Consider the following 25,284-nt stretch of genomic DNA (forward strand, 5'->3'; position numbering starts at 1 on the left):
TGTCCGGGGTCCCGCGCGCACACTTCGGCGAGTTGCTCAAAGAACTCGCGCCCCGATGGCAGGCCGCGCGGGAGTCGGCGCTACACGAGCGGCGTGGCGGAGACCGGAGACGGGCGGCCGGCGCCGGGCCCAAGCAGCGCCTGGTCTTCGTCGACCGACTTCTGGTCACGCTGGTCCACCTGCGGCTTGGGATCCCGCACGCCGCTCTAGCCGAGTTGTACGCAGTGGACCGCTCCACCGTCTCCGGAGCGATTCGCGAGGTCCGCCCGCTGCTGGCGGCCCGCGGCTTCGCCGTCCCGGACCGGCCGGGGGTGCGGCTGCGCACGCTGGAGGACCTGTTCGCCTACGCCGGCACGGAGGGCGTTGACCTGCGCATCGACGGCACCGAAGTGCAGGTCCGCCGCCCCCGCGCCCACCGCTCCGGCCGCAAGGCGTTCGTCTCCGGCAAGAAGAAGCAGAACACCATCAAGACCACCACCTTCAGTGACCCGCAGGGTCGCACCCTGTTCAGCGGCGTGGTCCGGCCGGGCCGCATGCACGACCAGACCGCCGTGCGCACCGAGGGCATCGCCGAGCAGTTCCTCCGGCACCCCAAGGTCAAGGCTGTAGTCGACGAGGGCTACCGGGGCCTGGCCAACGAGTTCCCCGGCCAGGTCAGTGCCCCGCCGAAGAAGCCGAAGGACGACGCGCCGCTGGGCGAGCACCACGCCTGGCGCGAGCAGCGACGCCGCCAGTCCTCCGCGCGGATCTGTGTGGAGCACACCAATGCCGAGTACAAGCAGTGGCGGCCCCTGCAGCGGTTCACCGGCCGCCGCGAGACCTACGCCGAGACTCACCTCGCGATCGCCACCCTGGTCTCTGACCGCTCCGCCCGGCGGGCGACCCGCCGCAAGGCGAGCACTGAGCTGGTGCTCGCCCGGCAGGCCGCCTGCTGATCACCCACCAGCCAACCCGCCAGGCCAGCACGCCCCGAACTCAATCGCTCCCAAGGCTGTTACGCCAATACATACGACCATCTACGATCGGCAGCGCTGGCACCGGACGCCAGTGCGCAGCTCATTCGGAGCGCACTGCGAAGTAGCGAGGAAGACGCATCGTGACCGAGGTCATAAGCCCCTTCTGGAAGTCGTCGTACACCGCAGGCGAGGGCAACTGCGTCGAGGTCGCTTTCACTTCCACCGGCGGCCGCGCCATCCGCGACAGCAAGAACCCCCACGGCCCCCTCCTCCACCTCACCCCCACCGGCTGGCGTGCCTTCCTCACCGCCACCAAGGACGGCACCCTCGGCCTGTAACGACCTGGGGAGCAATTGAGCTCGACGTCGCGGCGGCCGTGTTGGGCGACGTTCCCTCTCCTGAGCCCTATTGCTTCCCCGGCCGCGACTTCGAGGCCGCTCGGATCAGATGCAGCTGCCCGATCTCAGCCACGTTCTTCATCAGTTCGGCGTTCAGCCAGGCGATCATGTGTCCGATGGTGTTGTCCGGCGGGGTCTGCCACGGCAGTGTGGAGGCTGCATCCAGATCGGCGTCGGTGAGTTTGTCGAGGACCGTCAGCCACTGGGTACGCAGCTCCTGTAACCAGGCGACGGCCGCCGGTCCGTTGCCGGGCCAGGTGATGTCGGTACGCTTCCGGGGCATACGTCCCTGCGCGTGATCGATGACAGTGCTCCACCACCAGCCGATGTGCCAGCTCAGCCAGCCGATGGTGGGAACGGGAACGGGGTCGGGCTCGGTGTCGGCCCAGTCCGGCAGCCAGTTTCCGGCGGTGTCCGGGCGCACTGTCCACGACAAGTCAGTGGGCTCCCACAGAAAGTCCTCGGGTGCGAGCCGCTCCAGGTGGTACGTGAACAGTGACCAGGTCATGTCGAACTGCCAACTCAGTAGCTCACGGCGGGGATTGTTCATCGTTCGATCCTCGCATGCTGCCCTGCCGGGCGGCATGGGATGAATTCACATGAGCGTCGCGGGCGAATGCGAAAGGCCGGGCGCCCCGGACGCAAGGCGTTTGTCTCCGGCAAGAAGAAGCAGAACACCATCAAGACGACCAGGTTCAGCGATCACCAGGGCCGTACCCTGTTCTCCGGCGTGACACGGCCCGGCCGCACCTTCAAGAAGTCGATGAGCCCGGCTGTGTCGCGCGAGATGATCCACGGCGTGACGGTGTGGTAGCCGTCCGGGATCGGTTTCACGGTCATCCGCTTCCCTCCTGATCCCTCCTGAGCGAGTGCTTCTCCCTCCGACGCTACGCAGCCTCTAGGTCAGGTTCTGGCCTATAAGGCCACCGATGGAGACACGTGGTCGGCCTCACGGCGCCGGGGCGGACGTGCGTCTGCATAGGCCTCTACGTAGAACCCCTGATGTGCCGACACGCCCGTCCCGGCGAGGATTGCGTGCTCACGTACTTTTCCCGGCCTGAGTGAGAGGGCGTCAGTTCCGATGCTTCCGTGGATCATGTGGTCGGTCATCATCCTGGCGCCGTCCGTCGTCGGAGGAACCCTCGCGTTCCGTGCCGCGCGCCGGGCGAGCAAGGCGGACCGGGCGATGCGCGTGCTGGCCGAACGTCCCGGCTGGAGGCGGCTCGTGCCCGCCAAGGACGGCCTACCGTGGGCCGAGTACGCGGGCCACTTCCCCTGGCTGCTGCGGACCCATTACGGCACCGCCGTCGCCGGCCGTCTCGGCGAGCATCCGGTCACCGTCGCCAGGCTCTGGGAACCCGTCGGGCAACGGGACATGCAGCACTGGCTGGTCGTCTGCTTCGACGTGCCGGACAGCGGGCCGATGCTGCGTCTGGAGCGGCACTGGAGCGCGGCGGAGCTCGACCTCCGCTTCTCCGGGGAGATTCCGTACCTGGTACTGAGCAACGACCGTGCGGCGATGACCGAGCGGTTCTACGCCTCGGATCTGCCGGAACGGCTGACGCGGTTCGCCGGACCGGCGGTCTCGCACGCGAAGTTCGGGGTGTGCTTCGTCTACCCGATGCCGGACGTGGTGGACTTGGGCAGTCTCCTGAACGAACTGGCCGCCATGGTCCCGGACCTCGCCGCACTCGCCCGGTTCGCCGAACCGTCCGCACCGTCCGCACCGGAGGAGCCGCAGGACGCCTCCTAGGGCCGATGCCGGTGGTGCGGTGTACTGAGCTTGACGCTTAACGTCGGTGAGGTCCGATCCGACCCCACAGGCTCAGCCACTACACCTCCAACAGCCAGAACGAACGTCACCGCCCATCCAACCGGAGCGCTTCGACACCGTCCTCCCCGCCAACCGGGCCCGGCTCGACGCCGTCGAGTAGTTGGCCGAGCTCGCCGACGAGGCCGGGCTGACCATGATCCAGCGTCGCACGACGGGTCGCCGACGAGCTTCAGCGACGGCTGAGGTCCCGGCGTACCCGCAGATGGTCCTGGAGCCGCGCATGGCGGAACTGGTACACCGCCCCCGCCCGGCGCAGTACGTCCCGGTCGCAGGCGTCCTCCAGGAACGCCACCAGCCGCCAGGGCAGACGGCCCGTCAACGGCAGCCAGATACGGGCCAGCGCCACCCACTGGCCCCACGCCGTGAGACACAGCCCGTAGCCGAGCCCGGCGCCGAACGCGCCCTCGATGCCGAAGACGAGCCCGAGCTGGAGGCTGCGGAGCGGGGTCTCGGTGAACGTCGCCCCGAGCCCCGCGACGAGTCCGCACACGAGGGCCCAGCCGAGGAGATGGGAGATCACATTCGCCCGGTTCTCCCGCAACAGGTCGGCGCAGCTGGGGGACTTCTTCCACTTGACGGGGGTCTCCAGCCAGGCCATCAGCGCCATCGCGATCCCGGCCGAGAGCCCGATCGTGAGCGGGAACTGGGCCGCGGCCACGAGCCCGCCCCCGAGTCCGTCGTCGAGCCCGGCCGACGGCAGGAGAAGCCGGTCCATGAGCACGAAGGCGAGCGCGATCCCGAAGCCGAGCAGGCTGCCCAGCACGACCTTGTGCGAGAACCCCTTGTCCGGCCGCCGATCACGGGTGAACAGCCGGGCCCGTACGGGCCGTGGCTTCAGCAGCTCGGAGTCGGTGCCGTCGGCACGCCAGTACACATAGCCGAGGGCCAGCCCGAACACGAGTCCGTGCAGCAGCCCCACGACCAGGCCGCGCCGGATCGCGAACCCGAGTCCGTACGAGGTGGCGACCAGGTTCACGGGGATGTTCCCGATCGCGGTGGTGAGCGCCATGGACAGCCCCGCCATGAACGCGATCACGGCGGTGCGTGCCCGGCGGCTCATCGACGTGCCGAGCTCCCACCAGGTCAGGTCGGTCCGGCCGGCCAGATGCTCGGCGAGGTACCCGAGCCAGTGCTCGGCCCGTTCCGGGTCCCAGCCGACCCGCTTCGCCCCGTGGACCTGCTTGTCCTCGTAGGCCGCCGGGACGAAGCTGCTCAGCAGGTGTTCCTCGATGCTCTCCCGGGTGCGGAACCGGCCCTTCCGTAGCAGTTCGTTCGGGCTGCGTCGCGCGCCCTCGGGCCTGCTTCCGTCCGCTCCGCCCGGCCGCTCGCGGTAGATGTCACGGGCCAGGGCGACCATCAACGGCGTGGTCAGCACCCTGCGGAGATCCTTGGTGGCCCGGGCGCCGGCCGGGTCGCTCAGCCTGGCCAGCACCTCCTTCCACTCGGGCTTGACGACCTTGGCGCTGCCGGATTCCAGATACTCCGCCGAGTCCTCCGGGACGAGCGGGGTGAGCCTGATCGCGGCGGCCCGCTCCAGACCCCGGGTGCCGTCCGTCGCGGAGGCGTACTGTCCGGTGCGGCTTGTCAGGACCAAGGGCATGTCGATGCGGGAGAGTCGTTTCAGCGCCTTCACCCGGAGGCCTTTGGCGATCTCGTCGAAGCCGTCCAGTACGGGCAGGACGCGCCGCTTGCGGAGCAGCTCGGCGGCGAGTGTCCCGCCGCCGGCAGCGGGCCTCGCCAGGTTGGGATGGTCACGGATCAGCAGGCCGGTCAGCCACGTCTCCAGCGGTTCCTCGGGATTCCACGACCCCAGGCTGAAGATCTCCGGAACGGGTTCGCCCGGGCTTGGGTGCTTGAGGAGTTCCAGTACGAGCAGCAGGCTCAGACTGCTCTTCCCCGAGCCGGCTTCGCCCAGCACCACGAGCCGGCGGGTGGGGACGCGCCGGTAGACCTCGGCGATCGCGGCGGTCTCGCGCAGATTTCCGGCCAGGACCAGCGGAACGGCCTTCTCCCCGAGTGGGACGTCACAGATGTTCTCCCAGTGGTCCATCAGGGAGTCGCGCGCCGTCGTCCAGTGCACGGGAAGCCGCCGTTTGCCCACCAGGCCGCGCTGTTCCAGCTCGGGCTGCCAGCGGTATCTGACCTCGTCGGCGAGTACGTCCTCGGGCGACCGGCCCGGTGCCCCGTAGAGGTGGGTGTGGTTGTTCTGTGTGCCGACCTGAGTCACCGGCCCGTTGAAGGTGCCCCCGCTGATCTCGTTGTTCACCGTGATGTCGGGGGACTCGTCGGGCTCGGGGGACACGTCAGTCATCCCGGCCCTCCGCCCGACGCCGCCGCCTGCCCCACCAGCCGGCCCCGACCGCTGCCGCGCTCACCGCGAGGAACGCCGCGATCGCCCGCAGGGGCGCCGCGAAGTCCGTGCCGCCGGTCGCGGAGGCGTCGGGGGAGGTGACGTCCGGGGCGCCGGAGAGCGAGGCCGATGCCGACGCCGTACCGCTGGGGGAGCCCGAGGGGGCCCGGACCTCGGTCGAGGCGGAGGCGGAGGCGGCGGCGGAGGACGACGCCGAGCCCGAGGCCGACCCAGATGCTTCAGGGTCGGCTGTCCCCGGTGCCCTGGAGGCGCCCGGCGGCTTCGACTTCCCTGGCGTGCCCGACTCGTCCGGCTCCTTCGCCGTCCCCGACGCGGTCGGGCTCGGGCGCGTCGGCGGACGTACGACCGTGAACGACGCCAGCACCCCGTCCTGCCCGCCGTTCAGGTCGCACGACGTGTCGACCTTGCCCGCCAGCGTCTCGTCGCCGTCCCCGTCCCGTGGCGTGAGGTGCAGGTCGATCGCGCCGACGACGATCTTCGCCGGGCCCGGCCGACGGAAGGTGAGCGAGGGGATGGTCCCGTTCGCCGGGACGGTCAGCGGGCCGGACTCCGGTACGGCCGTCCTGGGCACCCTGAGCGTCACCTTCACCGGGATCCGGCCCTCCGGCGCGGCCACGACGGCGTGCACGTCCGCCGTGCCCTCGACGGTTCTCGCGCCGACGACCCGGAGCGTGTTGGTGACATCGGCGCCGACCTTCGCCGTCGTGTCGATCGGCATCCGCGGGGTCGCCTTGCCCACCACATGCGTGTCCGAGGCGTTCCACACGACCGACGCCGTCATCGGCTGGTCGCCGATCAGCGGGAACGGGCAGGTGTAGCGCAGAGAGCGCGGAGCCGGGTCCGCCGACGCGGACCCGGCTCCGAACAGACCGGTACTTCCCGCGAGGGCCACTGCCGTGACCGTACGGGCGGTGCGCCACCGTAAGTGGCCAGTCGGTAACCCAGCGACCATGCTTCGCACGGTACGGCGGCACACCCCGGATGACTGACGGGACCTCAGAACCCTTACGTCTCCTACGTTTCCTCTACGGCTCCCGTGTCTCGTCCGGTCCCTTCCGGATCTCGCCGGCCCCGCGCGACCCGCTCTTCGAGCCGCTTGCGGCACTCCGGCCACTCCTCCGCCGTGACGGAGAACATCGCCGAGTCGCGGAGCCTGCCGTCCTCGCCGGGTGCCCAGGAGAGGGACCAGTTCCGCAGTACGCCCTCGAAGCGGGCGCCCACTGCGGCGATCGCCGCCCTCGAACGGCCGTTGCGGGCGTCCGTCTTCAGGTCGACCCGTGCGACGTCCCACTCCTCGAACGCGTGCCGGAACAGCAGGTACTTGCCCTCCGTGTTCACGCCCGTGCCCTGCGCCGACGCCGCGAGCCAGGTGCCGCCCACCTCGACCGCGTACAGGCCGTCCCTCGTCGGCCACCGCCGTGGGTCCCAGTAGCCGGTGACCCCGATCGCCCGCCCCGACGCCCGGTCCACCTGCGCGTACAGGACGACCTGCCCGGCGGCGACACGGGCGAGCTGGGCCTCGACGTACGACTCGACGTCGTCCGCCGTGGGCACCCACGTGAACCCGTACGAACTCCGGTTCTCCTCCGCCGCCACGGCCAGATCGGCCGTATGGCGGTGGGCCAGGGGCTCCAGACGCACGAGCGTGCCTTCCAGAACCGGTCCCTCGAACACGAAACTCATCGATCACCAACCGAGGCTCAAACACACCTACCGACCGGGTGCGCAGAGTTTCAGAGTCCTCGCCGCGTGTCGCGTGATATTCGGTCCGTGGGACGGGGGCGTTCAGGTGTGGCGAGGCGGCGTTGCATGTCCTCGATCAGCCGTACCCACTCGCGTCGTTCCTCGACCTGGTCCGAGGTGACGGCACCGAACCCGGTGTGGTTCATGGGGTCGTCGGCCTGTGCCTGGACCATGCGGACCTTGTCGCTCTCGTGCTCGTGCAGGACGGCGAGCAGCGACGGACCGCACGGTTCGGGCCGGGCGTCCGGGCCGAAGGCGGGCAGGTACTCGCGGCGGCTGCGATCCGACAGACCGAACACCGTGCTGCGGCCGGCCGCGAGTTCACCGGAGTGGTAGCAGAGCAGGGAACGGCCGTACCGCCCGTGGTGGCCGAGGGCGGTGAGCGGGATCAACCCGGGGTCGACGGCGAACGCCCGCATCTCGACGCCCCACATCGGACCGGGTTCCCACCGTGGATCACCCGTCCTCATGGGAACGGCGAGGTCCCACACCAGGCAGCCGCTGTCCACGAACTCGAACTCCAAGGCCTCGGGGTCGGTCCGGGCGAACAGGAAGAACTCGTCGGGGAACTCGACGCCGTAGCAGCGGCGGACGACCTCGCGGTCGGTGCAGCCGTGGTCGTGCAACGCCGCCGCGAAACGGATCATGGACTGGCGGTCGGTCCGGGACGCGGCGGCCTTGAGACCCTTGAGCTCCTGCTTGGCCACCGACATCCCCCCAGGCGGCTGTCGCCGAAGGCCCCAGCCCACCGGCGGAGACCGGCCCCAGCCTAGGGCGTGTTTCGAAAGTCCCGTCTGCGACAGGCCCCAGGGCCCGCACCGACGCCGGTGCGGGCCCGACTGCCGTACGGCCGCCGCCCGTTGACTACCGCTCCTTCGTCTCCTCCAGCACCGTCCGCCCCAGCAGCGCGTACCGCTCGGGCGCCCGGTGCTTCAGATACTGCGCGTACACGATGCCGCCCACCGCGACCAGCGCGACGATCCACGGGGTGGCCCGCAGGACGAAGGAACCGGACTCGGGCCCGGCGGCGACCGCCATGTTGGACACCAGCAGCACGACCACCGCGAGCATCGCCACCCCGCCCACCAGCGGAGCCACCAGCGTCCTGAACCAGTGGCGGCTCTCGGGGTGGTGGGAGCGGAAGTAGGCCAGCACCGCGAAGGAACAGACCGCCTGGACGACCAGGATGGCCATCGTGCCGAGGATCGCGAGCAGCACGTACGTACCGGTGTACGGGTCCTTTCCGGCCACGGCGAACGCGGCGAGCAGCACGCCGCTCACCACCGTCTGGACCAGGCCCGCGATGTGCGGGGAGCCGTGGTTCGGGTGGGTGCGGCCCACGGTGCGCTGGAGCGAGGGCAGGACGCCTTCGCGGCCGAGCGCGTACATGTAGCGTGCCGCGCAGTTGTGGAAGGCCATGCCGCAGGCCAGCGAGCCCGTGATCATCAGCCACTGCATGATGACGACCGCCCAGTGGCCGACGTACTGCTCGGTGGGGTTGAAGAACATGGCGAGGGGGTTCGCGGAGGAGGCCGCGGCCACCGCCTCCTTCTCGCCGTTGCCGATGATGGCCATCCAGGAGACGAAGACGTAGAAGACGCCGACGCCGAGGACGGAGATCATCGTCGCCTTGGGGATGATCTTCTTCGGGTCGCGGGACTCCTCGCCGTACATCGCCGTCGACTCGAAGCCGACCCACGACCAGAACGCGAAGAAGAGGCCGAGGCCCGCGGAGGTGCCCTGGAAGGCGTTCACGGGGTTGACGGGGCCGAAGGTGAAGCCGTGCGGGCCGCCGCCGTGGAACGCGACCGAGACGGCCATGGCGGCGAGGACCGTGACCTCGGTGGCGAGGAGGACGACGAGGAGCTTCTCGGCCACCGAGACGCCGAACCACGTGCCCATGGCGTTGATGCCCAGCATCAGGACCGCGAAGACCCACCAGGGCACCGACACCCCCGTCTGGTCCTTCAGGGTCGTCTCCGCGAAGACCGAGAAGATGCCGATGAGGGCCGGTTCGAAGACGACGTACGCGAAGGTCGCGAGGAGGCCGGAGGCGAGGCCGATCGTGCGGCCGAGGCCGTAGGAGATGAAGCCGTAGAAGGCTCCGGTTGACGTGATGTGCTTCGCCATCGAGGTGAAACCGACGGAAAAGATCGCCAGGACGACCATTGCGACGAGATAACTTGCAGGGGCCCCGATGCCGTTGCCGGACGAGACCATGAAGGGCACGTTGCCCGTCATCGCGGTGATCGGGGCGGCCGTGGCGACGGCCATGAACACCACACCGAGCAGGCCGACCGCATTGGGCTTGAGCCGGTGAACAGCCCCTTGTCCCGTTGTGCCCGCCGCCGGGGCGACGCCCTCGTCCACTGCCATCGGGTGGCCCCTCTCCTTGCCCGTCCACTACGCGCTGAACCGGAACTCTCTGGCCCGAATGAGTCGAGTAAGGGTCTCGGGGCGTTAAATGTTTGTCAACCAGACCATTAGAAATTTTTTCGCCCAGTGTTCCGCGCCGATTCCGCCCTTCACTCGATCGAATGGCGCCGCGCATACCGCCACAAACCCGGGGCATGCCTCGCTCCTCAGCACGTCGAAGTGCCGAAGTGCCGAAGTGCCGAAGTGCCGAAGTGCCGAAGTGGGGAACACACCGCATGCGCCAGCCCGTCCACCGCCCGACGGCCGCCCTGCTGCTGCTCCTCCTCACCGCCGGCCCGCTGACCTCCTGCACGGACGCCCCGCCGCACCGCCCCGCCCCCGACGACGTCATCAAGGCCGCCACCCAGCACCTCACCGACGCCTGTCTCGCCCGCCGGGGCCTCACCCCGCCCCGCCCGGGCCAGAGCCCTCCCCCCAAGGCGTCCCACAAGGTCACCGAGGCCCTGTTCGGCGCGGGCGAAGCCGAACTGTCGGTCCGCCTGACCACCGGATACGTCGTCCGCGCCCACACCGACGGCTGTCTGGCCTCCGCCCAGCGGCGGCTCTACGGCGACCAGCGCCGCTGGTTCCGCACCTCCGTCATCGTCAACAACCTCGGGCCCGAAGCCGCCCACAGCCACCGCACGCTCGCCGAGGTCCGCGCCGGCCGCCGCAGCGAACTCGCCGAGTGGCGACGGCTGCGTGCCCACGCCCTCACCGAAGCCACCACCGTGATCGACATCGACGACGTACCCGTAGCGACGGTCGCCGTCGACAACCCCCCACCGAAAGGAAACGCACCACAGTGAAGCGACTCATCGCCCTCCTCGGGGCTGGTCTGCTCACCGCCGGAGCCGTCCTCGTGACCTCCGTCAACGCCCAGGCGGCCGAGTGCCGCAGCGGCTACTTCTGCGTGTGGACGCACGCCAACTTCGACGGCATGAAGATCGACCACAGCGGCGACGACCGCTGGTGGGAGGGCAACATGTCCAACCAGGACTCCTCCTGGGCCAACCACGGCACCTCCGGCCCCGGCGTCCCGGACCACGTGAAGGTGTACGACGGCCGTGAGCTGCTCGGGGCCGTCACCATCTGCCTCGCCCCGGGCCAGGAGGTCGGCTACAACGCGGGCGCCAACGACCGGGGCAGCTCGCACACCTGGTCGGTCCGCTGCTGACACCACCACCGAGGGCGCCCGCTCGCCGGGCGCCCTCACCGTCGCTCAGCCCGGCACCGTCGCTCAGCCCGGCACCGTCGCTCAGCCCGGCAACGTCAGCCCCCAGGCCCCCTCCCGTACCGTCCACGTCCGCGTCCGTACCGGGCCCGAGACCATCGAGTCCGCCCCGTAGCGGAAGTCCGCCCCGGAGACCGTGACGCGATGGCCGACGGCCCGCAGGGGCGTGGCCTCGGCGCCCACCGACACCGGCCGGATCTCGACGTCCGCGCCGCCGGTCCCGTCCGTGGCGGGGGCGATCGACACCGCCTCCACCGGCTGGTCCAGGTCGACGAGGGTCACCCCGTCCACCTCCACCCGCAGCCGGGACGGGCCGAGCCGGGCCGGGGGCGCGATCCGTACCCGTGCGGGGCGCGGGGAGAGGGTGCGGACCAGGGACTCTCGGCAGACGCGCAGCCAGGAGGGGGGATGGGGTGGGACCCCGGGCCCGACTGGGGGCGTCGGCGGTGGCGGCGGCGCCGGGATGCGCAGCGCGCCCAGCACCACCCCGTCGCTGTCGTCGACCAGCAGGTCGAGGCGCCGCTCGACCCCGTCGAGCACCGCCCGGGCCGCGGCCACCGCGCCCGTCGGCACCCCGAGGGAACGCGCCAAGGACTGGGCGGCCCCGACCGGCACCACCGACAGCGCGCATCCGGCCAGCTCCCGCTGGCGATGCAAATGAGCCACCGCCCGCAGCAGCGCACGGTCGTCACCGACGACCACGGGCCGCCGGGAACCACGCCTGGCGAGCGCACGTGCGAATTCCTCGGGCCCGTCGGGAAGGCAGACCTTGGTGTGCTCGGCACCCGCGCTGAGCACGTCTTTCACGATCCGAACCGCCTCACCGTCCGTGCGACGGGCGAGGGGGTCGATGACCACGAGAAGCTGGTCGTCAGTCGCCACCTCGGTCCTGCCTCGCTTCCTCGGGTAGCATCTTTGTGCAAGAGCCCCTTGCGCTATTGCGCCAGGGGCTTCGTCTATTCCGGGGCATCCGGGTCCACAGTCTGCGACCAACGGCGGTCGCGGTGCACGCGGCGGTACGACCGTCGCGTACGCCCTCGACCTTGGACATGCCCCGCCCGGAAGGGGTGTACGCGCGTGCCCGCACTTGTGCTGCTCGGTGCTCAGTGGGGTGACGAGGGTAAAGGGAAGGCCACCGACCTGCTCGGCGGATCCGTCGACTACGTGGTCCGTTACCAAGGCGGTAACAACGCCGGCCACACGGTCGTCGTCGGTGACCAGAAGTACGCCCTCCACCTTCTTCCCTCCGGAATCCTCACTCCGGAATGCACCCCGGTCATCGGCAACGGCGTCGTCGTCGACCCGTCGGTCCTGCTCTCCGAGCTGAGCGGTCTGAACGAGCGCGGCGTCGACACGTCCAAGCTCCTGATCAGCGGCAATGCTCACATCATCACGCCGTATCACGTGACGGTGGACAAGGTCACCGAGCGGTTCCTCGGCAAGCGGAAGATCGGTACGACGGGCCGGGGCATCGGCCCCACCTACGCCGACAAGATCAACCGTGTCGGTATCCGCGTCCAGGACCTCTACGACGAGTCGATCCTGACGCAGAAGGTCGAGGCGGCTCTCGACGCCAAGAACCAGATCCTCACCAAGCTCTTCAACCGTCGCGCCATCGCCGTCGACCAGGTCGTCGAGGAACTCCTCGGCTACGCGGAGAAGCTGCAGCCGTACGTCGCCGACACGGTCCTGGTCCTCAACCAGGCCCTGGAGGAGAACAAGGTGGTCCTCTTCGAGGGCGGCCAGGGCACGCTCCTCGACATCGACCACGGCACCTATCCCTTCGTCACGTCCTCCAACCCCACCGCCGGTGGGGCGTGCACGGGCGCGGGCGTCGGCCCCACGAAGATCAGCCGGGTCATCGGCATCCTCAAGGCCTACACGACCCGGGTCGGCGCGGGCCCGTTCCCGACCGAACTGTTCGACGAGGACGGCGCGGCGCTGCGGCGCATCGGCGGCGAGCGGGGTGTGACCACCGGTCGCGACCGTCGCTGTGGCTGGTTCGACGCGGTCATCGCCCGCTACGCGACCCGTGTGAACGGCCTGACGGACTTCTTCCTCACCAAGCTCGACGTTCTGACGGGCTGGGAGGAGATCCCGGTCTGCGTGGCGTACGAGATCGACGGCAAGCGCGTCGAGGAGCTGCCGTACTCGCAGTCGGACTTCCACCACGCGAAGCCGGTCTACGAGATGCTCCCCGGCTGGTCCGAGGACATCACCCGGGCGAAGTCCTTCTCGGACCTGCCGAAGAACGCCCAGAACTACGTCAAGGCGCTGGAGGAGATGTCTGGCGCTCCGATCTCCGCGATCGGCGTGGGTCCCGGGCGGGACGAGACGATCGAGATCAACTCGTTCATCTGACGTCACGGACGGCGTTCCACGAGCAACCCGGTTCCACGAGCACGGCGGCGGCGGCCGGCCTCTTCGCAGGAGGCCGGCCGCCGTTGTCGTGGTCCTACTTGGTCGTTTCCTGTTCGTCGCGTCCCCAGACGGCCATCCCGCCGATGAGGACGAGCACGAGGCCCACCGCCGCGCCCCAGAACAGGAAGCGCGGGCCGGCGGAGGCGATGAGGACGCCGCCGAGGGCCACGCCGATCGGCTCCACGCCGAACGACAGCGTGCGGAAGGCGCTGTTGACGCGGCCCTGGAGGGCGTCCGGGGTGGCGGAGAGCCGGTAGGTGACCAGGGACACCGCGAAGACCGGCCAGAGGAGGTTGGTGATCAGCAAGCCCGCCGTGAGCATGTAGATCGACGAGGCGCTCGCCATCATGGCGGCCGCGGCCGCCCACAGGAACACCGAGCCGAGGGTCAGTCCACGCAGCCCGACGTGGTCGCGCAGCCAGGAGGCCGCCAGCGCGCTGAGCACCGTGCCGAGACCGACGACGGCCAGGATCAGGCCGATCACCCCGGCGTTGACGTCCAGCTCGTCGGTGGCCAGGACGATGGTGGCCAGGTTCAACGGCGCCTGGAGGAAGTTGATCAGCGTGACCATGATCATGAGCAGCCGGAGCAGGCGCTGACGCCAGAGGAAGGACATGCCTTCCTTGAGGTCGGCCATGATCGAGCCGTCCTCCTTGGGTGTCCGCTCGTCCTGGAAGCCACTGCGGACGAACAGCAGGGACACCCCTGAGAACAGATACGTCACCGCGTCAACCGCGTAGCCGTAGACCGCGCCGAGGGTGGAGTTGCGGGCCAGCCCGATCAGCACGCCGGAGAGCGCGGATCCGCCCACGCCGGCGGCGGAGTCGCCGATCTCGTTGAGGGCGTTGGCGGACGCCAGCTGATCGTCGGTGACCAGCTTGGGGAGGGCGGACAGGTGCGCGATGTTGGAGAAGACGTGCCCGATGCCCTCGAGGAACGCCACCACCGCCAGGTGCAGGACGGTCAGGCTGTCCATGGCGTAGGCGAGCGGCACGGTCGCCAGCACCAGGAAGCGGCCCAAGTCGGCGACGATCATCACCCTGCGGCGGTCCCACCGGTCGACGAGAACGCCGGCCAGCAGGGTCAGCAGCAGATAGGGGGCGAGCCGGGCCGCTCCGACGAGACCGGCCAGCGCGGGCGAGCCCGAGATGCCGAGCGCGAGAATCGGCACGGCCAGGTTGGACAGCGAGGTCCCCACCGACGAGACGGTGAAGCCGCTCCACAGGAGCATGAAGTCCCGGTTGGTCAGCACGCCGCGCCAACGGCCCTTCGCCGCCCCGGAGGCCTCCGGTGCCGGGCCGTCCTCCTGAGCGGGGGAGGACGCGGTTCCTTCAGTTGTCATCTGCGCCGACCAACTCCCTTGTCATCCGTGGCGATCATGTCCCCGTTCGTCGTCAGCTGTACTTCCCCAGGAATGAGGCCAGTCCTTCGACCTGACGCTCGAAATCCGGGCGCTCGGTGGCGCAGCTGACCCGCAGCCAGCCGAACCCGCCGGGTGTCTTGGCCTCCGCGAGACCCGTGTCGCCCGTGAAACAGGCGAGCGGGAAGCAAGCCACCTGCGCCTCGTCGTACAGGCTGCGCCCGAAGACCGCGGGGTCGGGGTCCGGCAGGGGCACGCGGAGGAGGTGGTTGAACCCCGCCGCCATGGGCGTGGTGACGGCGTTCCACGGGGCCAGGGCGTCCTCGACCAGCCGCCGGTTGTCGAAGATCAGCTGGTACATGTCGTGCACCTCGTCGGCGTACTCGTCCAGCTGGGACGTGTCGCTCACGGCCAGGAGCGCGCGCGACTCCTCGTTGAGGTGCCCGAAGCGCTGCCACAGGGTGTCCGAGATCCCGGTGACGCCATGTCTGCGCCGCTGCAGGTACCCGGAGAAGGCCAGGTCGCGGGCGATGCCGAGGACCGCCACCAGGGGCGGGCAGCCGCCGAAGCGCCGGTTCTCTATGAAGGTGATGAAATCCGCGTGGCCGAGGACATAGCCGAATCTGAGGCCGCTCACCGCGCGCCTTTTGGCAAGGCTGTCCACGACGAGAGTCCGGGCCCAATGGTCATGGCGGTCCAGCGCGGCTCCGTAATTCAATGTGCGGATTTCCTCATGGGCCGCGAAATCGGTACTGATCTTGTCCAGGACGAGTTGGACACCGCGTCTTTCGAGAATACCGATGATCTCGTCGAACTCCGCCTCGGTGTGTTGCTCGCCCGATGGGTTGTTCGGCTCGGTGAGGAGTAGTGCGGTGGCTCCGGTGGATTCCAGCGCGGCGTCGATCTCGGCGGGATCGGGAAGGAAACGCCCTTCGCTTCCGGAAAATACTTCGTGGAATCTCAGTCCGGCGGAAAGGATCGTCTGGTGGACGATGGAGTATTGCGGTCCGGCGACGAGTACGGTTTCCGTATTCCGCTCCTGGCGGAGAAACTCGAACGCCAGCCGGATTCCCTCCGCCGCGCCCACGGTGAGGGCCGAGTCGATCGGGGCGTCCAGGGGACTTCCCTTGAGGCTCTCCTCGTAGACGAGCGCGCCGCAGCGCAGTATCGACTCGCCCAGCGGACCGCAGTAGCAGTTGATGTACTTCCAGTCTCGGGCGTCTTCGGCGATGCTGCGCAGTATCACGGACGGCGGGCGCAGATAGTTGACGCCCGACGAGATCATATGGACCGTGCCGCCCTGGTAGCTCGAGTAGTCGACCGTGTTGTGGTGACGTTCGAGCTCGTTGATGAGCGACTCTTTCCAGGAGATCTTCTCGATCTGCCGTCCGAGCAGCAGCGCATCGCCATGCGTGGTCGCCATGGTGGGGTCCGTGCTCCAGTTCATCGTTGGATCGGGGATCGCGTGGGGTACGGGCGGACCGGACTGCCCGGGTGCGCGGCTACCCGAGTACGAGGTCGGCCGCGGCCTTGGCGATCGCGGGTGCCAGCCGGTAGCCGGATCCGTTCGCGGCGCCGGCGAAGACCAGCCGGGGGTCGCCCGCGAGGGGCTGCACCAGCGGGGTCCGGTCCGGGCTGTAGGCGTCGCAGAACACGCGGCCGGACGAGGCGGCCGAGGCGAGGTCCGGCGCGTACCGCCCGAGCACGGCGCGCGCTTCGGCGATGTCCTGGCCGGTCAGGCAGGTGGGCAGGGTGTCCGGGGTGACGTCCCACTCCTGGCAGGTGTAGCTGAACAGCCAGTAGCCGCGTTCCCGCAGCGGCAGCAGGAAGGCGTCCTCGTCGTGGAGGACGACGAGCCGGTCGTCGGGACCGGGGCGGTCGGCGATGTGCAGGGCGACGACCTTCTTCACCCGCGCGCCCAGTGGGCCCACCAGCGGGGCCCAGGCATCGGCGTGCAGCCAGGGCCCGGGGGCCAGGACGACGCGGCCGGCCCGGATGGACTCACCCGTCGCGAGGCGGAGTTCGATGCCGTCGGGGGTCTGCTCCAGGCCTTGGACGTGGACGCCCTCGCGGACGACGACCCGGTCGCGCAGCTGGTTCACGAGGTGCGCCGTCAGCGCGGGGACGTCGGCGTAGTGGCAGCCGTGTCCGTGCCAGACGGAGGTCTCGGCCGGTGCCTTCGCGAAGCGATGGGTGAAATCCGCCGCGGGGGTCAGACCGGCAAGCGGCAGATACTTCTCCCGCTCGGCCTCGAACGTGTCCGCCGAGGCGATGACGGACATGGGAACGGGAAAGATGGGCAGCTCTGGCTGCTCGGATCTGAGCTGTTCGTAGAAACGGTGACTGTAGGCCGTCGACTCGCGGACGCGAGCGTTTCCCCCGCGGGGAAAGTGCAAACCTGCGGATCTCCGGCTGGCGCCACCGGCCACCTCCGCCCGGTCGAGCAGGGCGATCGATGCCGATGGGGCGCGGGCGGCGATTTCCCGGGCGGTCATGCCGCCGATGATTCCCGCACCTAATACCGCGATGTCGACGCGTATCATACCTGCCCCGCACGGAGCGGCAGAAGGCGCTCACGCTGCGGCAGACGGCTCTCTAAGCATGACGAAATGGTCATTCTTGCTCCCCCGTGCATCTTTTGGACGTGCTGGTCGGGCCGTGGTGTGCGGCTGCAACTTGCGTCAGTCAACTGTGCGGCGATCGAATCTGTCAACAGGCGGCAGCGGATTTCGTCGATGTGACCCGGATCACTCACCTTATATTCGGCAATCCGGCAAAATTTGGACATCCGTGATAATTGAAAAGTAGATTGACCCGGGAATGGAGCGCAGGCTAACTTGCCATTCGACGTCCATTCGGTTTCTTTATCGAGCCGGCAAGAATCGCTCGTAGATCCGGACTCGGCCGAAGCAGTAAATTTCCGGCCGACACCGATGTTTATACCGGTGGACTAGAGGTGAACGTTCGGTCGCCACACCCACCACTTCCTCGGGGCCCCGCCCCGTCACGCACATGCGCCATCGAAAGCAATGAGCCACTCGTACGGGGAGGTACGCACTATGCGTGGAACGTTGGTCAACCCGGTCATCGCCGACAGAAACCTTCGTTGGACGGTCTGCGACTGGGACTACTCCGGACTCGACGAGGACCTGGTGTGGCAGGCGGGTCTGGCGGCCGGCGCGGCACAGACGTCCGGCCGGTTCACCGACGCCCTCAAGCTTCTGGTCGACGGCGAGTTCGTCAAGGATCCGAAGGCCTGGCCGGGAGGTCTCGGCTCGCCGGAAACGCCATGGGAGTGGCTCGACCGTGCCGTACGGTCCACCGAGGGCGGCGCGGACGCCGTGCTCTACTACGCCCGGGGCCTTCAGGAGTACCACCGGGGTCTGTTCGAGGCACTGCTCGGCGGGCTGGCTCCGCTCCTCACCCGGATCGGGCTGCCCTGCGGCTACATAGAGTCCGAGCTTTTCCTCGGCCGGTACGCGGCCACCCCCGGTGGCATCCACCGGGAGGGGTGCACGAACCTGCACATGGTCCTCCAGGGCAAGAAGGTCATGCACCTGTGGGACAGCAACGACTGGATCCCGGCCGGCACGGATATCCGCGCCGACGTCGACCCGCTCGGCAACGTCGAGGAGGAGTACCTCCCCGACCTGCGCTTCAGCGAGGTCGAGCACCTCACCACCACGACCCTGCGGCCGGGCCCGGGCCAGGCGATGTTCTGGCGCAGCGGCATCTGGCACGTGGGCGACACCCCCGAGCCCTCGCTCTCGGTCAACGTGGCCATGTACACCGGCAGCTTCGACAACCCCCGGCCGTGGATCGACGTGCCCGTCGGCGCGGACGGGCAGCTGCCCGCCGAGTGGCTCGCCGAGTACCGGGACTTCGCCCGGATCGCCGACTCCGACGAGGAGGCGCTGGCCCTCGCCTCATCCATCGGCATGCGCGGCATCGCCACGCGGAACCCGCTGCCCGACGCCGCACCCGCCGCCGTCCGCCGACGCACCCCCGCACCCCTGCTGTGGGTCCGCAGCGGCGAGGACGCGCTGGTCGCGACGCACGGCGCGGTCGAGCGGTTCCCCGCCGCCACCGCGGACTGGGTGGCCGAGCTTGCGGCCCGCGGTACCGACGAGGAACTGGCCGTCACCCCGGCGACCAGGGACCTGGCCCGCTGGCTGGAGCGCCACTCGCTGGTCGACGGCTCCTGACCCCCGTCGCCGCCGGCGCCGGTTCGGCCATGTGCGCCGGATCAGCCCGCGGCGTCCGGTGCCGTGCGTCGCACGGCGGAGGGCTGCCCTCGTACGGGGGTACCCGGATGTGCCCGACCAAGCGGCGGAGTGCGGTGCCCGACCACGCGGCGGGGCGCGGCGCCCGACCACGCGGCGGCGCACGGTGCCAGGCGTCGCGGGCACGGCCGGGGGATCGTCAGAGCCTGTGTCTCGACCCAGACCGGGCCCGCGAAGCAGACGCAGGCTCTCGGACAGGCCCCGGCCCCGCCCGCCCGGGCGACGGCCCAAGCGGGCACGTCCACAGAAGGCGTCACCACAACAGAAGGGACCAGCATGACCGAGTCCGAGCAGGACTGGACCGAACAGGACTCCGCCGACTTCATCGCGTACGGGAAGTACTTCGTCCCGGACCGGGAGGTCCAGGCCGACGTCGTGACCTCGGTCGTCCCCCGGCCACCGGCCGGGGCCCGGATCCTCGACCTGTGTTGCGGCCAGGGCCGGCTGAGCGAGGCGTTGCTGCGGGCCTTCCCCGAGGCGCACGTCACCGGCCTCGACATCAGCAAGACCATGCTGAGCAGTGCCGAGCAGGAACTCGCCGGGTTCGGCGACCGCTTCCGCACCGAGCAGTTCGACCTCGGTGCCGCCGACTGGCGCGTACGGGACGAGGCTCCGTGGGCGGTGGTCTCCTCCCTCGCCGTGCACCACCTCGACGCCGAGGGCAAGCAGCGCCTGTTCGCCGACACGCACCGCATGCTGCGGCCGGGCGGCGCCCTCGTGCTGGCCGACCTGATCGACCCCACCGGCCCGCTCGGCGTGGAACTCGCCCGGCGGATGTGGGACGAGTCGGTGCGCCGGCAGAGCGAGGCGGCGGGCGCCCCCGAGGCGTACGAGAAGTTCCACGAACTGCAGTGGAGCCACTACCACTACCCGGACCCCCTGGACCGGCCCTCGCCGCTGGGCGACCAGCTCCAGTGGCTGCGTGAGGCCGGGTTCACACAGGTCGACGCGTACTGGATGAAGGCCGGCCACGCGATCTTCGGCGGCATCAAGCAGGGAGAGCACTGAGCCATGACCGACCGCGCCCACCCCCGGATGTTCTTCGGCAACTTCGTCAACGAACTGATGGTCACCGTCCCGACAGCGCGCCACGCCAAGGCGCTCGTCGCAGTCTCACCCCGCAAGGTCTGGCTGACCCGCCCCGGCGACGTGGTGGTCCTCCCGACCCCGCCCGCCGAACCCCTCTGGGAGTACGCCACCGGACTGCTGGGCTTCTCCCGGTCCGACGTCACCGCCGTGGCCGCCCCCACCGACGACCTGGTCACCCTCACCGAGGCGGTACGCCGGGCCGGACTCGTCGACCGCCTCAGGGAACTGGTGGCGGGCGCCCCGGGACTGCGGTTCCAGCCCTTCGCCATGGACCGGCCCGCGCTCGAACTGGCCGCCGAGATCGGTGCGCCCGTCGACGGCTACGACGGGGGCCGGCCCTCGGACGAGACCGTCGAGGCCGTCTACCGGATCAACACCAAGCCCGGTTTCCGCGCCGCCGCCGGTGAACTCGGCATCAAGGTCGCGGACGGCCGGGTCGCACAGGACCGCGCCGGACTGCTGGAGGCGGCCCGGGAGACGGTGACCGAGTACGGCGGGGCGGTGATCAAGCCCGTCCGCGGCTCCAACGGCTACGGGGTGCGCTTCCTGTCGAAGGAGGACCTGACCGGCCTGGAAGCCACGGTGGACGCGTATCTGGCCACCGTCGCCGATCAGCCGACGGGCTGGCTCGTGGAACAGCGGCTGGACCTGGCGCGCGTGGTGACCGTGGAGATGGAGGCCACCGCCGAGGGCCCGAAGGTGCTGCACGTGGGCGAGATGCGGACCCCGAACGGCAGCTTCAGCGGTCAGGTGACCCCGATCGAGGAGAACTCGCCGGCCGTGGACAAGCTCGTCGCGGACGGCATGGCCTTCGGCGGCCATCTGCACCGCCTCGGCTACCGCGGCCCCTTCGACATCGACGGCGGCATCACGACCGACGGACAGCTCTACACGACCGAGAGCAACCTCCGCCGGACCGGTTGCACCTATCTCGATCTGCTGGTCAGGCGCCTGCTGGGCACCGAGAAGGCCGCCGACGCCGTATGGCTCGCCGACTCCCGGGCCGGCGGTGGCACCCCCGACTTCGCCACCGGCCTCGACCTGGTCCGCAAGGCGGGCCTGGCCTTCGAACCGGGCGGCGAGCAGGGCGTGGTGCTCACCGCCGACACCCTCGCCTTCGACGGCAAGTGGCGCTACCTGATCCTCGCCGACAGCCACCGAGGGGTCGAGGAACTGGAGAGCCGCCTGGCCGCCACGCTCCAACTGGTCTGACCCCGATGCTGACCACCGGAATCGACATCCGCCCCAGCACCACCGACAACGTCGGCCTGTTCGCCACGGAACCGATCCCGGCCGGCACCGTGGTCTGGCTCCCCTGCGCCAAGTGCCCGACCTGGTCCGCCGGCGAGCTCGACGCGGTGCCCGCCGACCGGTTCGGGCTGCTGGACAAGTACGGCCATCTGCTGACCGACGGCAGCCTCCTGCTGCCCTGCATGGGCGCGTTCCTCATGAACCACTCCTGCGAGGCCAATGTGCTCGACACCGGCCTGGACTTCGGTCTCGCCGTCCGGGACATCGCCCCCGGCGACGAGGTGACCTGCGACTACGCCACGTTCACCGAGGACGAGGGCTGGTCGATGACCTGCAACTGCGGCCTGCCGGGCTGCCGCGGCGCCATCACCACCGAACAGGGGCACGACCCGGAGCTGCGTGCGCGGCTGACGGCCCGCATCGACGCCGTACTGCCCCGCGTGGCCGAGGTGGACCAGCCCCTGCACGACGTCGTGTCCTCGGTGAGCCGCGCCTACGCCCGGGTCCGGCAGGGCGCGACCACCGTGGCACAGGCGGGCACCGGCACCACGGTCTGCTCCCCACCCCGGCCTCGCGCCCATCGCCCCACGGAACACGAGGTTCTGAAGTGACGACGAATCTGCTGGTCACCGCCACACCACCGACCCCCAACGGGGAACTCCACCTGGGCCACCTCTCCGGCCCCTACCTCTCCGGCGACGTCTTCGCGCGGCACCAGACCCAGCTGGGCGTGAACGTCGCCTATCTCTCCGGCATCGACGACAACCAGAGCTACACCGAGTCCCGCGCCGTACTCGACGGCACGACAGCCGAGGAGACCGCCGACCGGTACGGCGCACTCATCGAGCGGGCCTGGACCGAGACCGGTGTCGCGTTCGATGTCGTCGGCCACCCCCGGCGGCTCCCGCTGCACCGGAAGCTGACCCGGGACATCTTCACCGCGCTGTACGAGCGCGGCGACATCGTGGCCCGCGTCAAACCCCTGCCCTACTGCGTACCGTGCGACCGCTGGGCCTACGAGGCCTACGTGGCGGGTGCCTGCCCGCACTGCGGAACGAAGTCCGGTGGCAACGCCTGCGAGGTCTGCGGCCGGCCCAACGACTGCGGCAACCTCGCCGACCCGCACTGCACGATCTGCGGCGAGCCCTGCGAACCGCGCGACTGCGAGCGCTTGTACCTCCCGCTGGAGCGGCACCGCCGGGCACTGGAGGAGTTCTGGCACACCGCCGACATGAACGGCCACCTCACCGCCCTGTGCCGGTCCCTGGCCGACGGCGGGCTCCCCGAGATCGCCGTGTCCCACCCGGCGGACTGGGGGATCGAGGTACCCGTCCAGGGCTTCACCGAGCAGCGGATCTACGTCTGGTTCGAGATGGCCGCCGGATATCTGGCCGCCGCGGACGAACTCGGCGACTGGCGGGACTGGTGGTCCGGCGACGGCCGGGTCGTCCAGTTCTTCGGCTACGACAACGGCCTCTTCCACGCCGTGCTCTTCCCGGCGATCTTCTCCGCCTGGGACCCGGCGGTGAAGCTGCCCGTGGCGTTCGTGTCCAACGAGTTCTACCGGCTCGACGGGCTCAAGATCTCGACCAGCCGACGGCACGCGATCTGGATCCTGGACGCGCTGAAGACCGTACCCGCCGACCATCTGCGCCTGTATCTGTGCTGGGACCGGCCCACCGCCGCCCAGAGCAGCTTCACCCGGGAGGAGTTCGACTCCTTCCTCCACGGTGACCTGCTGCCGCGCTGGCACGGCTGGCTGACCGCACTGGCGGGCCGCGCCGAGACCGCGGCCGCGGGGGCCGAGCAGCAGGACCCCGGCCCGCGGGACCGACCGGCGGGGCGCCTGCGGACCCGTACCCGGCGGCTGCTGGAGCTCGTCGACGAGGCGTACGCCCTGCCGGACTTCTCGCCGCGCACCGCCATCCAGCTCCTCGACGTGCTCGTACGGGAGGCCGCCGAGGCCGGTGAGGACGCCGACCACATCGCCGACGAGCCCGGTCTGCGCGAGGAGTTCGCCCAGCGCGTCGCCGCCCAGCTGTCGGCGGCCGCGGCCCTCGCGGTCGGCCTGCATCCCGTGGCTCCGGCCATGGCCCAGCAGCTGTGGGCCGGGCTGCAACTGCCCGGCGACGTCGCCGAGGTGCGCTGGGCGCAGGCACTGGAAGGGATCTCCGTCCCCGCCAAGATCGCGGACCTCGGCGGCGTGTGTTCCCTGTTCGCGCCGCGGTGACGGCGGCCACGACTCACCGACAGAAGGGGTCACATGGAAGACCACGACCTCGTGGGGATCGGGATCGGCCCCTCGAACCTGAGCCTCGCCGCGCTCGCCGAGCCGATACGCGGCATCTCCGCCCGCTTCCTCGACGCCAAACCGGAATTCAGCTGGCACTCCGGAATGATGGTGCCCGACGCGGAACTCCAGGTGTCCTATCTGAAGGACCTCGTCACCACGGTCGATCCCACGAGCCGGTTCTCCTTCCTCAACTACCTGGCCGAGAGCGGGCGTCTGTTCCGCGCTCTGGTCGCCAACCGTGACACCTGCTCCCGGCAGGAGTTCGAGCACTACTACTGGTGGGCGGCCGGCCAACTGCCCAGCCTGCGCTGGAAACAGCAGGTGACCGAGGTCCGGCTGCGCGGCGACCGCCTGGAGGTGCGCACCGACCAGGCCCGCCGCACCACCACGTCACTGGTCCTCGGCAGCGGACGGGTGCCCGCGCTGCCGGCCTTCGCCGAGCCGTTACGCGGTCCACGCGTGCTGCACAGCGCGGACCTCATGCACGTCCGGCCGCGGACACGGGGCAAGGACGTCCTCGTGGTCGGCGGCGGCCAGAGCGGCGCCGAGGTCGTCAACCACCTGCTGGCGACGGACACGGAGCTGCCCGACCGGCTCACCTGGATCTCCAGCCGCCCCGGATTCCAGCCCCTGGACGACTCGCCGTTCACCAACGAATGGTTCGCACCGCCCTACGTCGACCACTTCCACTCACTGCCCCAGCGGCGCCGCGCCGAGCTGCTGCGCCACCAGCGCCTGGCCAGCGACGGGATCACAGAGTCCCTGCTGGAGGCCATCTACCGGCGCCTGTACCAGCTGGACTTCGTGGCCGGCGCACCCGTACGCCACCGGCTGCTCTCCAGCCGGCGAGTCCTCGCCCTGGACCCCGACGGCGACCGTCTGGTGGCCACCGTCCACGACCAGGACCACGACCGGCAGGAGGCACACGCGGCGGACATAGTCGTCCTCTGCACCGGCTACCGCCGACAGCTCCCCACGTACCTGGCCCCGCTGTCGGACCGGTTGTCCGGCGAGGACGGTGAGCCCGAGGTCCGCCGGGACTACTCCCTGCGCTGGGACGGCCCCGCCGGCGTCGGCATCTATGTGCAGAACTTCGCCGAGCCCACCCATGGCGTGGCGGACCCCAACCTCAGCCTGGCCGCCTGGCGCAGCGCCCAGATCCTCAACTCCGTGACCGGGCGCAAGGTGTACCGCCTCGACCACGTGACGACCACGGCCGCGTGGGACCACGACCCCGCACCGGCCGACCACTCACCGACCACCGGGAGCTCTTGATGCCCCAGCCCATCAGGGCGGCCTTCGGTCGTCCGCAGAACCTGCCCGGCATGGTGGTGGAGGAGATCGCCGCCGACGCCGGCTCGCCACTCTCCCTTCCCTTCGAGGGGTCACGCTTCAGCGTCCCGCCCGGGGCGACCAGCGTGCGCGACGAGCACGCCGTCGCCGAGATCTGGCTGATCCGCTCCGGCACCGGGACCGTCGTCTCCTCGGACACCAGCACCGAGGTGGGGCCCGGCGACGCCCTCTACTACCCGCCCTGGGTGCCGCACCAGGTCACCAACACCGGATCCGGCCCGTTGGAGGTCTTCAGCCTCTGGTGGACCGCGGACGCGTAGTGGCAGCCGGCGCACGGATCCCC

24 protein-coding genes are annotated in these 25,284 nt (G+C 70.0%); 14 read left to right on the top strand and 10 right to left on the bottom strand.

All coding sequences use genetic code 11. The features are described 5' to 3' along the window. Window positions 1–32 precede the first annotated feature (32 nt). Window positions 33–935: a transposase family protein gene (locus SGFS_RS32525; protein WP_286246902.1), complete on the top strand. Its 903-nt coding sequence runs from the start codon at window positions 33–35 to the stop codon at window positions 933–935. Between the two features lie 161 nt (window positions 936–1,096). Next, complete coding sequence (locus tag SGFS_RS32535) at window positions 1,097–1,294, top strand: DUF397 domain-containing protein (RefSeq protein WP_286255585.1); 198 nt, start codon at window positions 1,097–1,099, stop codon at window positions 1,292–1,294. Window positions 1,295–1,361: 67 nt separating this feature from the next. Here the strand turns inward: SGFS_RS32535 and SGFS_RS32540 are convergent, their stop codons facing one another. After that, window positions 1,362–1,904 (bottom strand): DinB family protein, encoded by a 543-nt coding sequence (locus SGFS_RS32540; protein ID WP_286255586.1) that lies wholly within the window; start codon window positions 1,902–1,904, stop codon window positions 1,362–1,364. 66 nt (window positions 1,905–1,970) lie between these two features. Here SGFS_RS32540 and SGFS_RS32545 point away from each other — a divergent pair, with 66 nt between their 5' ends. Then, window positions 1,971–2,168, top strand: coding sequence for a hypothetical protein (locus SGFS_RS32545; RefSeq protein ID WP_286255588.1), 198 nt, complete (start codon window positions 1,971–1,973; stop codon window positions 2,166–2,168). A gap of 267 nt (window positions 2,169–2,435) precedes the next feature. Continuing rightward, window positions 2,436–3,107 (top strand): hypothetical protein, encoded by a 672-nt coding sequence (locus tag SGFS_RS32550; RefSeq protein ID WP_286255590.1) that lies wholly within the window; start codon window positions 2,436–2,438, stop codon window positions 3,105–3,107. A gap of 250 nt (window positions 3,108–3,357) precedes the next feature. Here SGFS_RS32550 and SGFS_RS32555 read toward each other — a convergent pair whose 3' ends face one another. From SGFS_RS32555 to SGFS_RS32575, 5 genes are all read right to left on the bottom strand, one after another. Next, window positions 3,358–5,499, bottom strand: a complete 2,142-nt coding sequence (locus SGFS_RS32555; protein ID WP_286255591.1) for an NACHT domain-containing protein — start codon at window positions 5,497–5,499, stop codon at window positions 3,358–3,360. Then, entirely contained in the window at window positions 5,492–6,451 is a 960-nt protein-coding gene (locus tag SGFS_RS32560; RefSeq protein WP_286255592.1) for a DUF6801 domain-containing protein, read from the bottom strand. The genes SGFS_RS32555 and SGFS_RS32560 overlap by 8 nt, the downstream gene beginning before the upstream one ends. A 122-nt stretch (window positions 6,452–6,573) precedes the next feature. Then, window positions 6,574–7,242, bottom strand: coding sequence for a GNAT family N-acetyltransferase (locus SGFS_RS32565; RefSeq protein ID WP_286255593.1), 669 nt, complete (start codon window positions 7,240–7,242; stop codon window positions 6,574–6,576). Window positions 7,243–7,292: 50 nt separating this feature from the next. Then, window positions 7,293–8,009: a hypothetical protein gene (locus SGFS_RS32570; RefSeq protein WP_286255594.1), complete on the bottom strand. Its 717-nt coding sequence runs from the start codon at window positions 8,007–8,009 to the stop codon at window positions 7,293–7,295. A 157-nt stretch (window positions 8,010–8,166) separates the two neighbouring features. After that, window positions 8,167–9,678, bottom strand: coding sequence for an APC family permease (locus SGFS_RS32575; protein ID WP_286255595.1), 1,512 nt, complete (start codon window positions 9,676–9,678; stop codon window positions 8,167–8,169). A gap of 275 nt (window positions 9,679–9,953) precedes the next feature. Here SGFS_RS32575 and SGFS_RS32580 point away from each other — a divergent pair, with 275 nt between their 5' ends. Together SGFS_RS32580 and SGFS_RS32585 are read left to right on the top strand one after the other, a co-directional pair. Beyond that, window positions 9,954–10,526, top strand: a complete 573-nt coding sequence (locus SGFS_RS32580; protein ID WP_286255597.1) for a hypothetical protein — start codon at window positions 9,954–9,956, stop codon at window positions 10,524–10,526. After that, on the top strand, window positions 10,523–10,894 hold the full coding sequence (locus tag SGFS_RS32585) for a peptidase inhibitor family I36 protein (RefSeq protein WP_286255599.1): 372 nt from the start codon (window positions 10,523–10,525) through the stop codon (window positions 10,892–10,894). The genes SGFS_RS32580 and SGFS_RS32585 overlap by 4 nt, the downstream gene beginning before the upstream one ends. A gap of 81 nt (window positions 10,895–10,975) precedes the next feature. Here the strand turns inward: SGFS_RS32585 and SGFS_RS32590 are convergent, their stop codons facing one another. Then, window positions 10,976–11,833, bottom strand: a complete 858-nt coding sequence (locus tag SGFS_RS32590) for a diacylglycerol kinase family protein (protein WP_286255601.1) — start codon at window positions 11,831–11,833, stop codon at window positions 10,976–10,978. A gap of 195 nt (window positions 11,834–12,028) precedes the next feature. Between SGFS_RS32590 and SGFS_RS32595 the strand changes: the two genes are divergently transcribed. After that, window positions 12,029–13,312, top strand: coding sequence for an adenylosuccinate synthase (locus tag SGFS_RS32595; protein ID WP_286255603.1), 1,284 nt, complete (start codon window positions 12,029–12,031; stop codon window positions 13,310–13,312). Between the two features lie 94 nt (window positions 13,313–13,406). Here the strand turns inward: SGFS_RS32595 and SGFS_RS32600 are convergent, their stop codons facing one another. The 3 genes from SGFS_RS32600 to SGFS_RS32610 form a co-directional block, all read right to left on the bottom strand. Further along, window positions 13,407–14,714, bottom strand: coding sequence for an MFS transporter (locus SGFS_RS32600; RefSeq protein ID WP_286255604.1), 1,308 nt, complete (start codon window positions 14,712–14,714; stop codon window positions 13,407–13,409). A 52-nt stretch (window positions 14,715–14,766) separates the two neighbouring features. After that, complete coding sequence (locus SGFS_RS32605; protein ID WP_286255607.1) at window positions 14,767–16,155, bottom strand: pyridoxal phosphate-dependent aminotransferase; 1,389 nt, start codon at window positions 16,153–16,155, stop codon at window positions 14,767–14,769. A 79-nt stretch (window positions 16,156–16,234) separates the two neighbouring features. Further along, window positions 16,235–17,275, bottom strand: coding sequence for an NAD(P)/FAD-dependent oxidoreductase (locus tag SGFS_RS32610; protein ID WP_286255608.1), 1,041 nt, complete (start codon window positions 17,273–17,275; stop codon window positions 16,235–16,237). 516 nt (window positions 17,276–17,791) lie between these two features. Between SGFS_RS32610 and SGFS_RS32615 the strand changes: the two genes are divergently transcribed. The 7 genes from SGFS_RS32615 (at window position 17,792) to SGFS_RS32645 (ending at window position 25,261) form a co-directional block, all read left to right on the top strand. Beyond that, window positions 17,792–18,937, top strand: coding sequence for a hypothetical protein (locus tag SGFS_RS32615; RefSeq protein ID WP_286255610.1), 1,146 nt, complete (start codon window positions 17,792–17,794; stop codon window positions 18,935–18,937). Between the two features lie 354 nt (window positions 18,938–19,291). Then, complete coding sequence (locus tag SGFS_RS32620) at window positions 19,292–20,023, top strand: class I SAM-dependent methyltransferase (RefSeq protein WP_286255612.1); 732 nt, start codon at window positions 19,292–19,294, stop codon at window positions 20,021–20,023. Window positions 20,024–20,026: 3 nt separating this feature from the next. Further along, entirely contained in the window at window positions 20,027–21,316 is a 1,290-nt protein-coding gene (locus SGFS_RS32625) for a preATP grasp domain-containing protein (protein ID WP_286255613.1), read from the top strand. A gap of 5 nt (window positions 21,317–21,321) precedes the next feature. Then, complete coding sequence (locus tag SGFS_RS32630; protein ID WP_286255615.1) at window positions 21,322–21,966, top strand: SET domain-containing protein; 645 nt, start codon at window positions 21,322–21,324, stop codon at window positions 21,964–21,966. Next, window positions 21,963–23,585, top strand: a complete 1,623-nt coding sequence (locus SGFS_RS32635; protein ID WP_286255616.1) for a class I tRNA ligase family protein — start codon at window positions 21,963–21,965, stop codon at window positions 23,583–23,585. The genes SGFS_RS32630 and SGFS_RS32635 overlap by 4 nt, the downstream gene beginning before the upstream one ends. A 33-nt stretch (window positions 23,586–23,618) precedes the next feature. Then, window positions 23,619–24,923 carry a lysine N(6)-hydroxylase/L-ornithine N(5)-oxygenase family protein gene (locus SGFS_RS32640; protein ID WP_286255617.1) on the top strand — a complete coding sequence of 435 codons (1,305 nt, stop codon included), beginning with the start codon at window positions 23,619–23,621 and terminating at the stop codon, window positions 24,921–24,923. Then, window positions 24,923–25,261 carry a cupin domain-containing protein gene (locus SGFS_RS32645; protein ID WP_286255618.1) on the top strand — a complete coding sequence of 113 codons (339 nt, stop codon included), beginning with the start codon at window positions 24,923–24,925 and terminating at the stop codon, window positions 25,259–25,261. Before SGFS_RS32640 ends, SGFS_RS32645 begins: the two co-directional genes overlap by 1 nt. The last annotated feature ends 23 nt before the right edge of the window (window positions 25,262–25,284 follow it).

The organism is Streptomyces graminofaciens, from assembly GCF_030294945.1.
Taxonomy (GTDB): Bacteria; Actinomycetota; Actinomycetes; order Streptomycetales; family Streptomycetaceae; genus Streptomyces; species Streptomyces graminofaciens.

Coding starts and splice junctions, on each gene's coding strand:
- SGFS_RS32620 (WP_286255612.1), top strand. CDS start 19,292: ATGACCGAGTCCGAGCAGGACTGGACCGAACAGGACTCCGCCGACTTC.
- SGFS_RS32545 (WP_286255588.1), top strand. CDS start 1,971: ATGCGAAAGGCCGGGCGCCCCGGACGCAAGGCGTTTGTCTCCGGCAAG.
- SGFS_RS32600 (WP_286255604.1), bottom strand. CDS start 14,714: ATGACAACTGAAGGAACCGCGTCCTCCCCCGCTCAGGAGGACGGCCCG.
- SGFS_RS32645 (WP_286255618.1), top strand. CDS start 24,923: ATGCCCCAGCCCATCAGGGCGGCCTTCGGTCGTCCGCAGAACCTGCCC.
- SGFS_RS32580 (WP_286255597.1), top strand. CDS start 9,954: ATGCGCCAGCCCGTCCACCGCCCGACGGCCGCCCTGCTGCTGCTCCTC.
- SGFS_RS32550 (WP_286255590.1), top strand. CDS start 2,436: ATGCTTCCGTGGATCATGTGGTCGGTCATCATCCTGGCGCCGTCCGTC.
- SGFS_RS32610 (WP_286255608.1), bottom strand. CDS start 17,275: ATGATACGCGTCGACATCGCGGTATTAGGTGCGGGAATCATCGGCGGC.
- SGFS_RS32565 (WP_286255593.1), bottom strand. CDS start 7,242: ATGAGTTTCGTGTTCGAGGGACCGGTTCTGGAAGGCACGCTCGTGCGT.
- SGFS_RS32630 (WP_286255615.1), top strand. CDS start 21,322: ATGCTGACCACCGGAATCGACATCCGCCCCAGCACCACCGACAACGTC.
- SGFS_RS32605 (WP_286255607.1), bottom strand. CDS start 16,155: ATGGCGACCACGCATGGCGATGCGCTGCTGCTCGGACGGCAGATCGAG.
- SGFS_RS32540 (WP_286255586.1), bottom strand. CDS start 1,904: ATGAACAATCCCCGCCGTGAGCTACTGAGTTGGCAGTTCGACATGACC.
- SGFS_RS32640 (WP_286255617.1), top strand. CDS start 23,619: ATGGAAGACCACGACCTCGTGGGGATCGGGATCGGCCCCTCGAACCTG.
- SGFS_RS32555 (WP_286255591.1), bottom strand. CDS start 5,499: ATGACTGACGTGTCCCCCGAGCCCGACGAGTCCCCCGACATCACGGTG.
- SGFS_RS32625 (WP_286255613.1), top strand. CDS start 20,027: ATGACCGACCGCGCCCACCCCCGGATGTTCTTCGGCAACTTCGTCAAC.
- SGFS_RS32575 (WP_286255595.1), bottom strand. CDS start 9,678: ATGGCAGTGGACGAGGGCGTCGCCCCGGCGGCGGGCACAACGGGACAA.
- SGFS_RS32615 (WP_286255610.1), top strand. CDS start 17,792: ATGCGTGGAACGTTGGTCAACCCGGTCATCGCCGACAGAAACCTTCGT.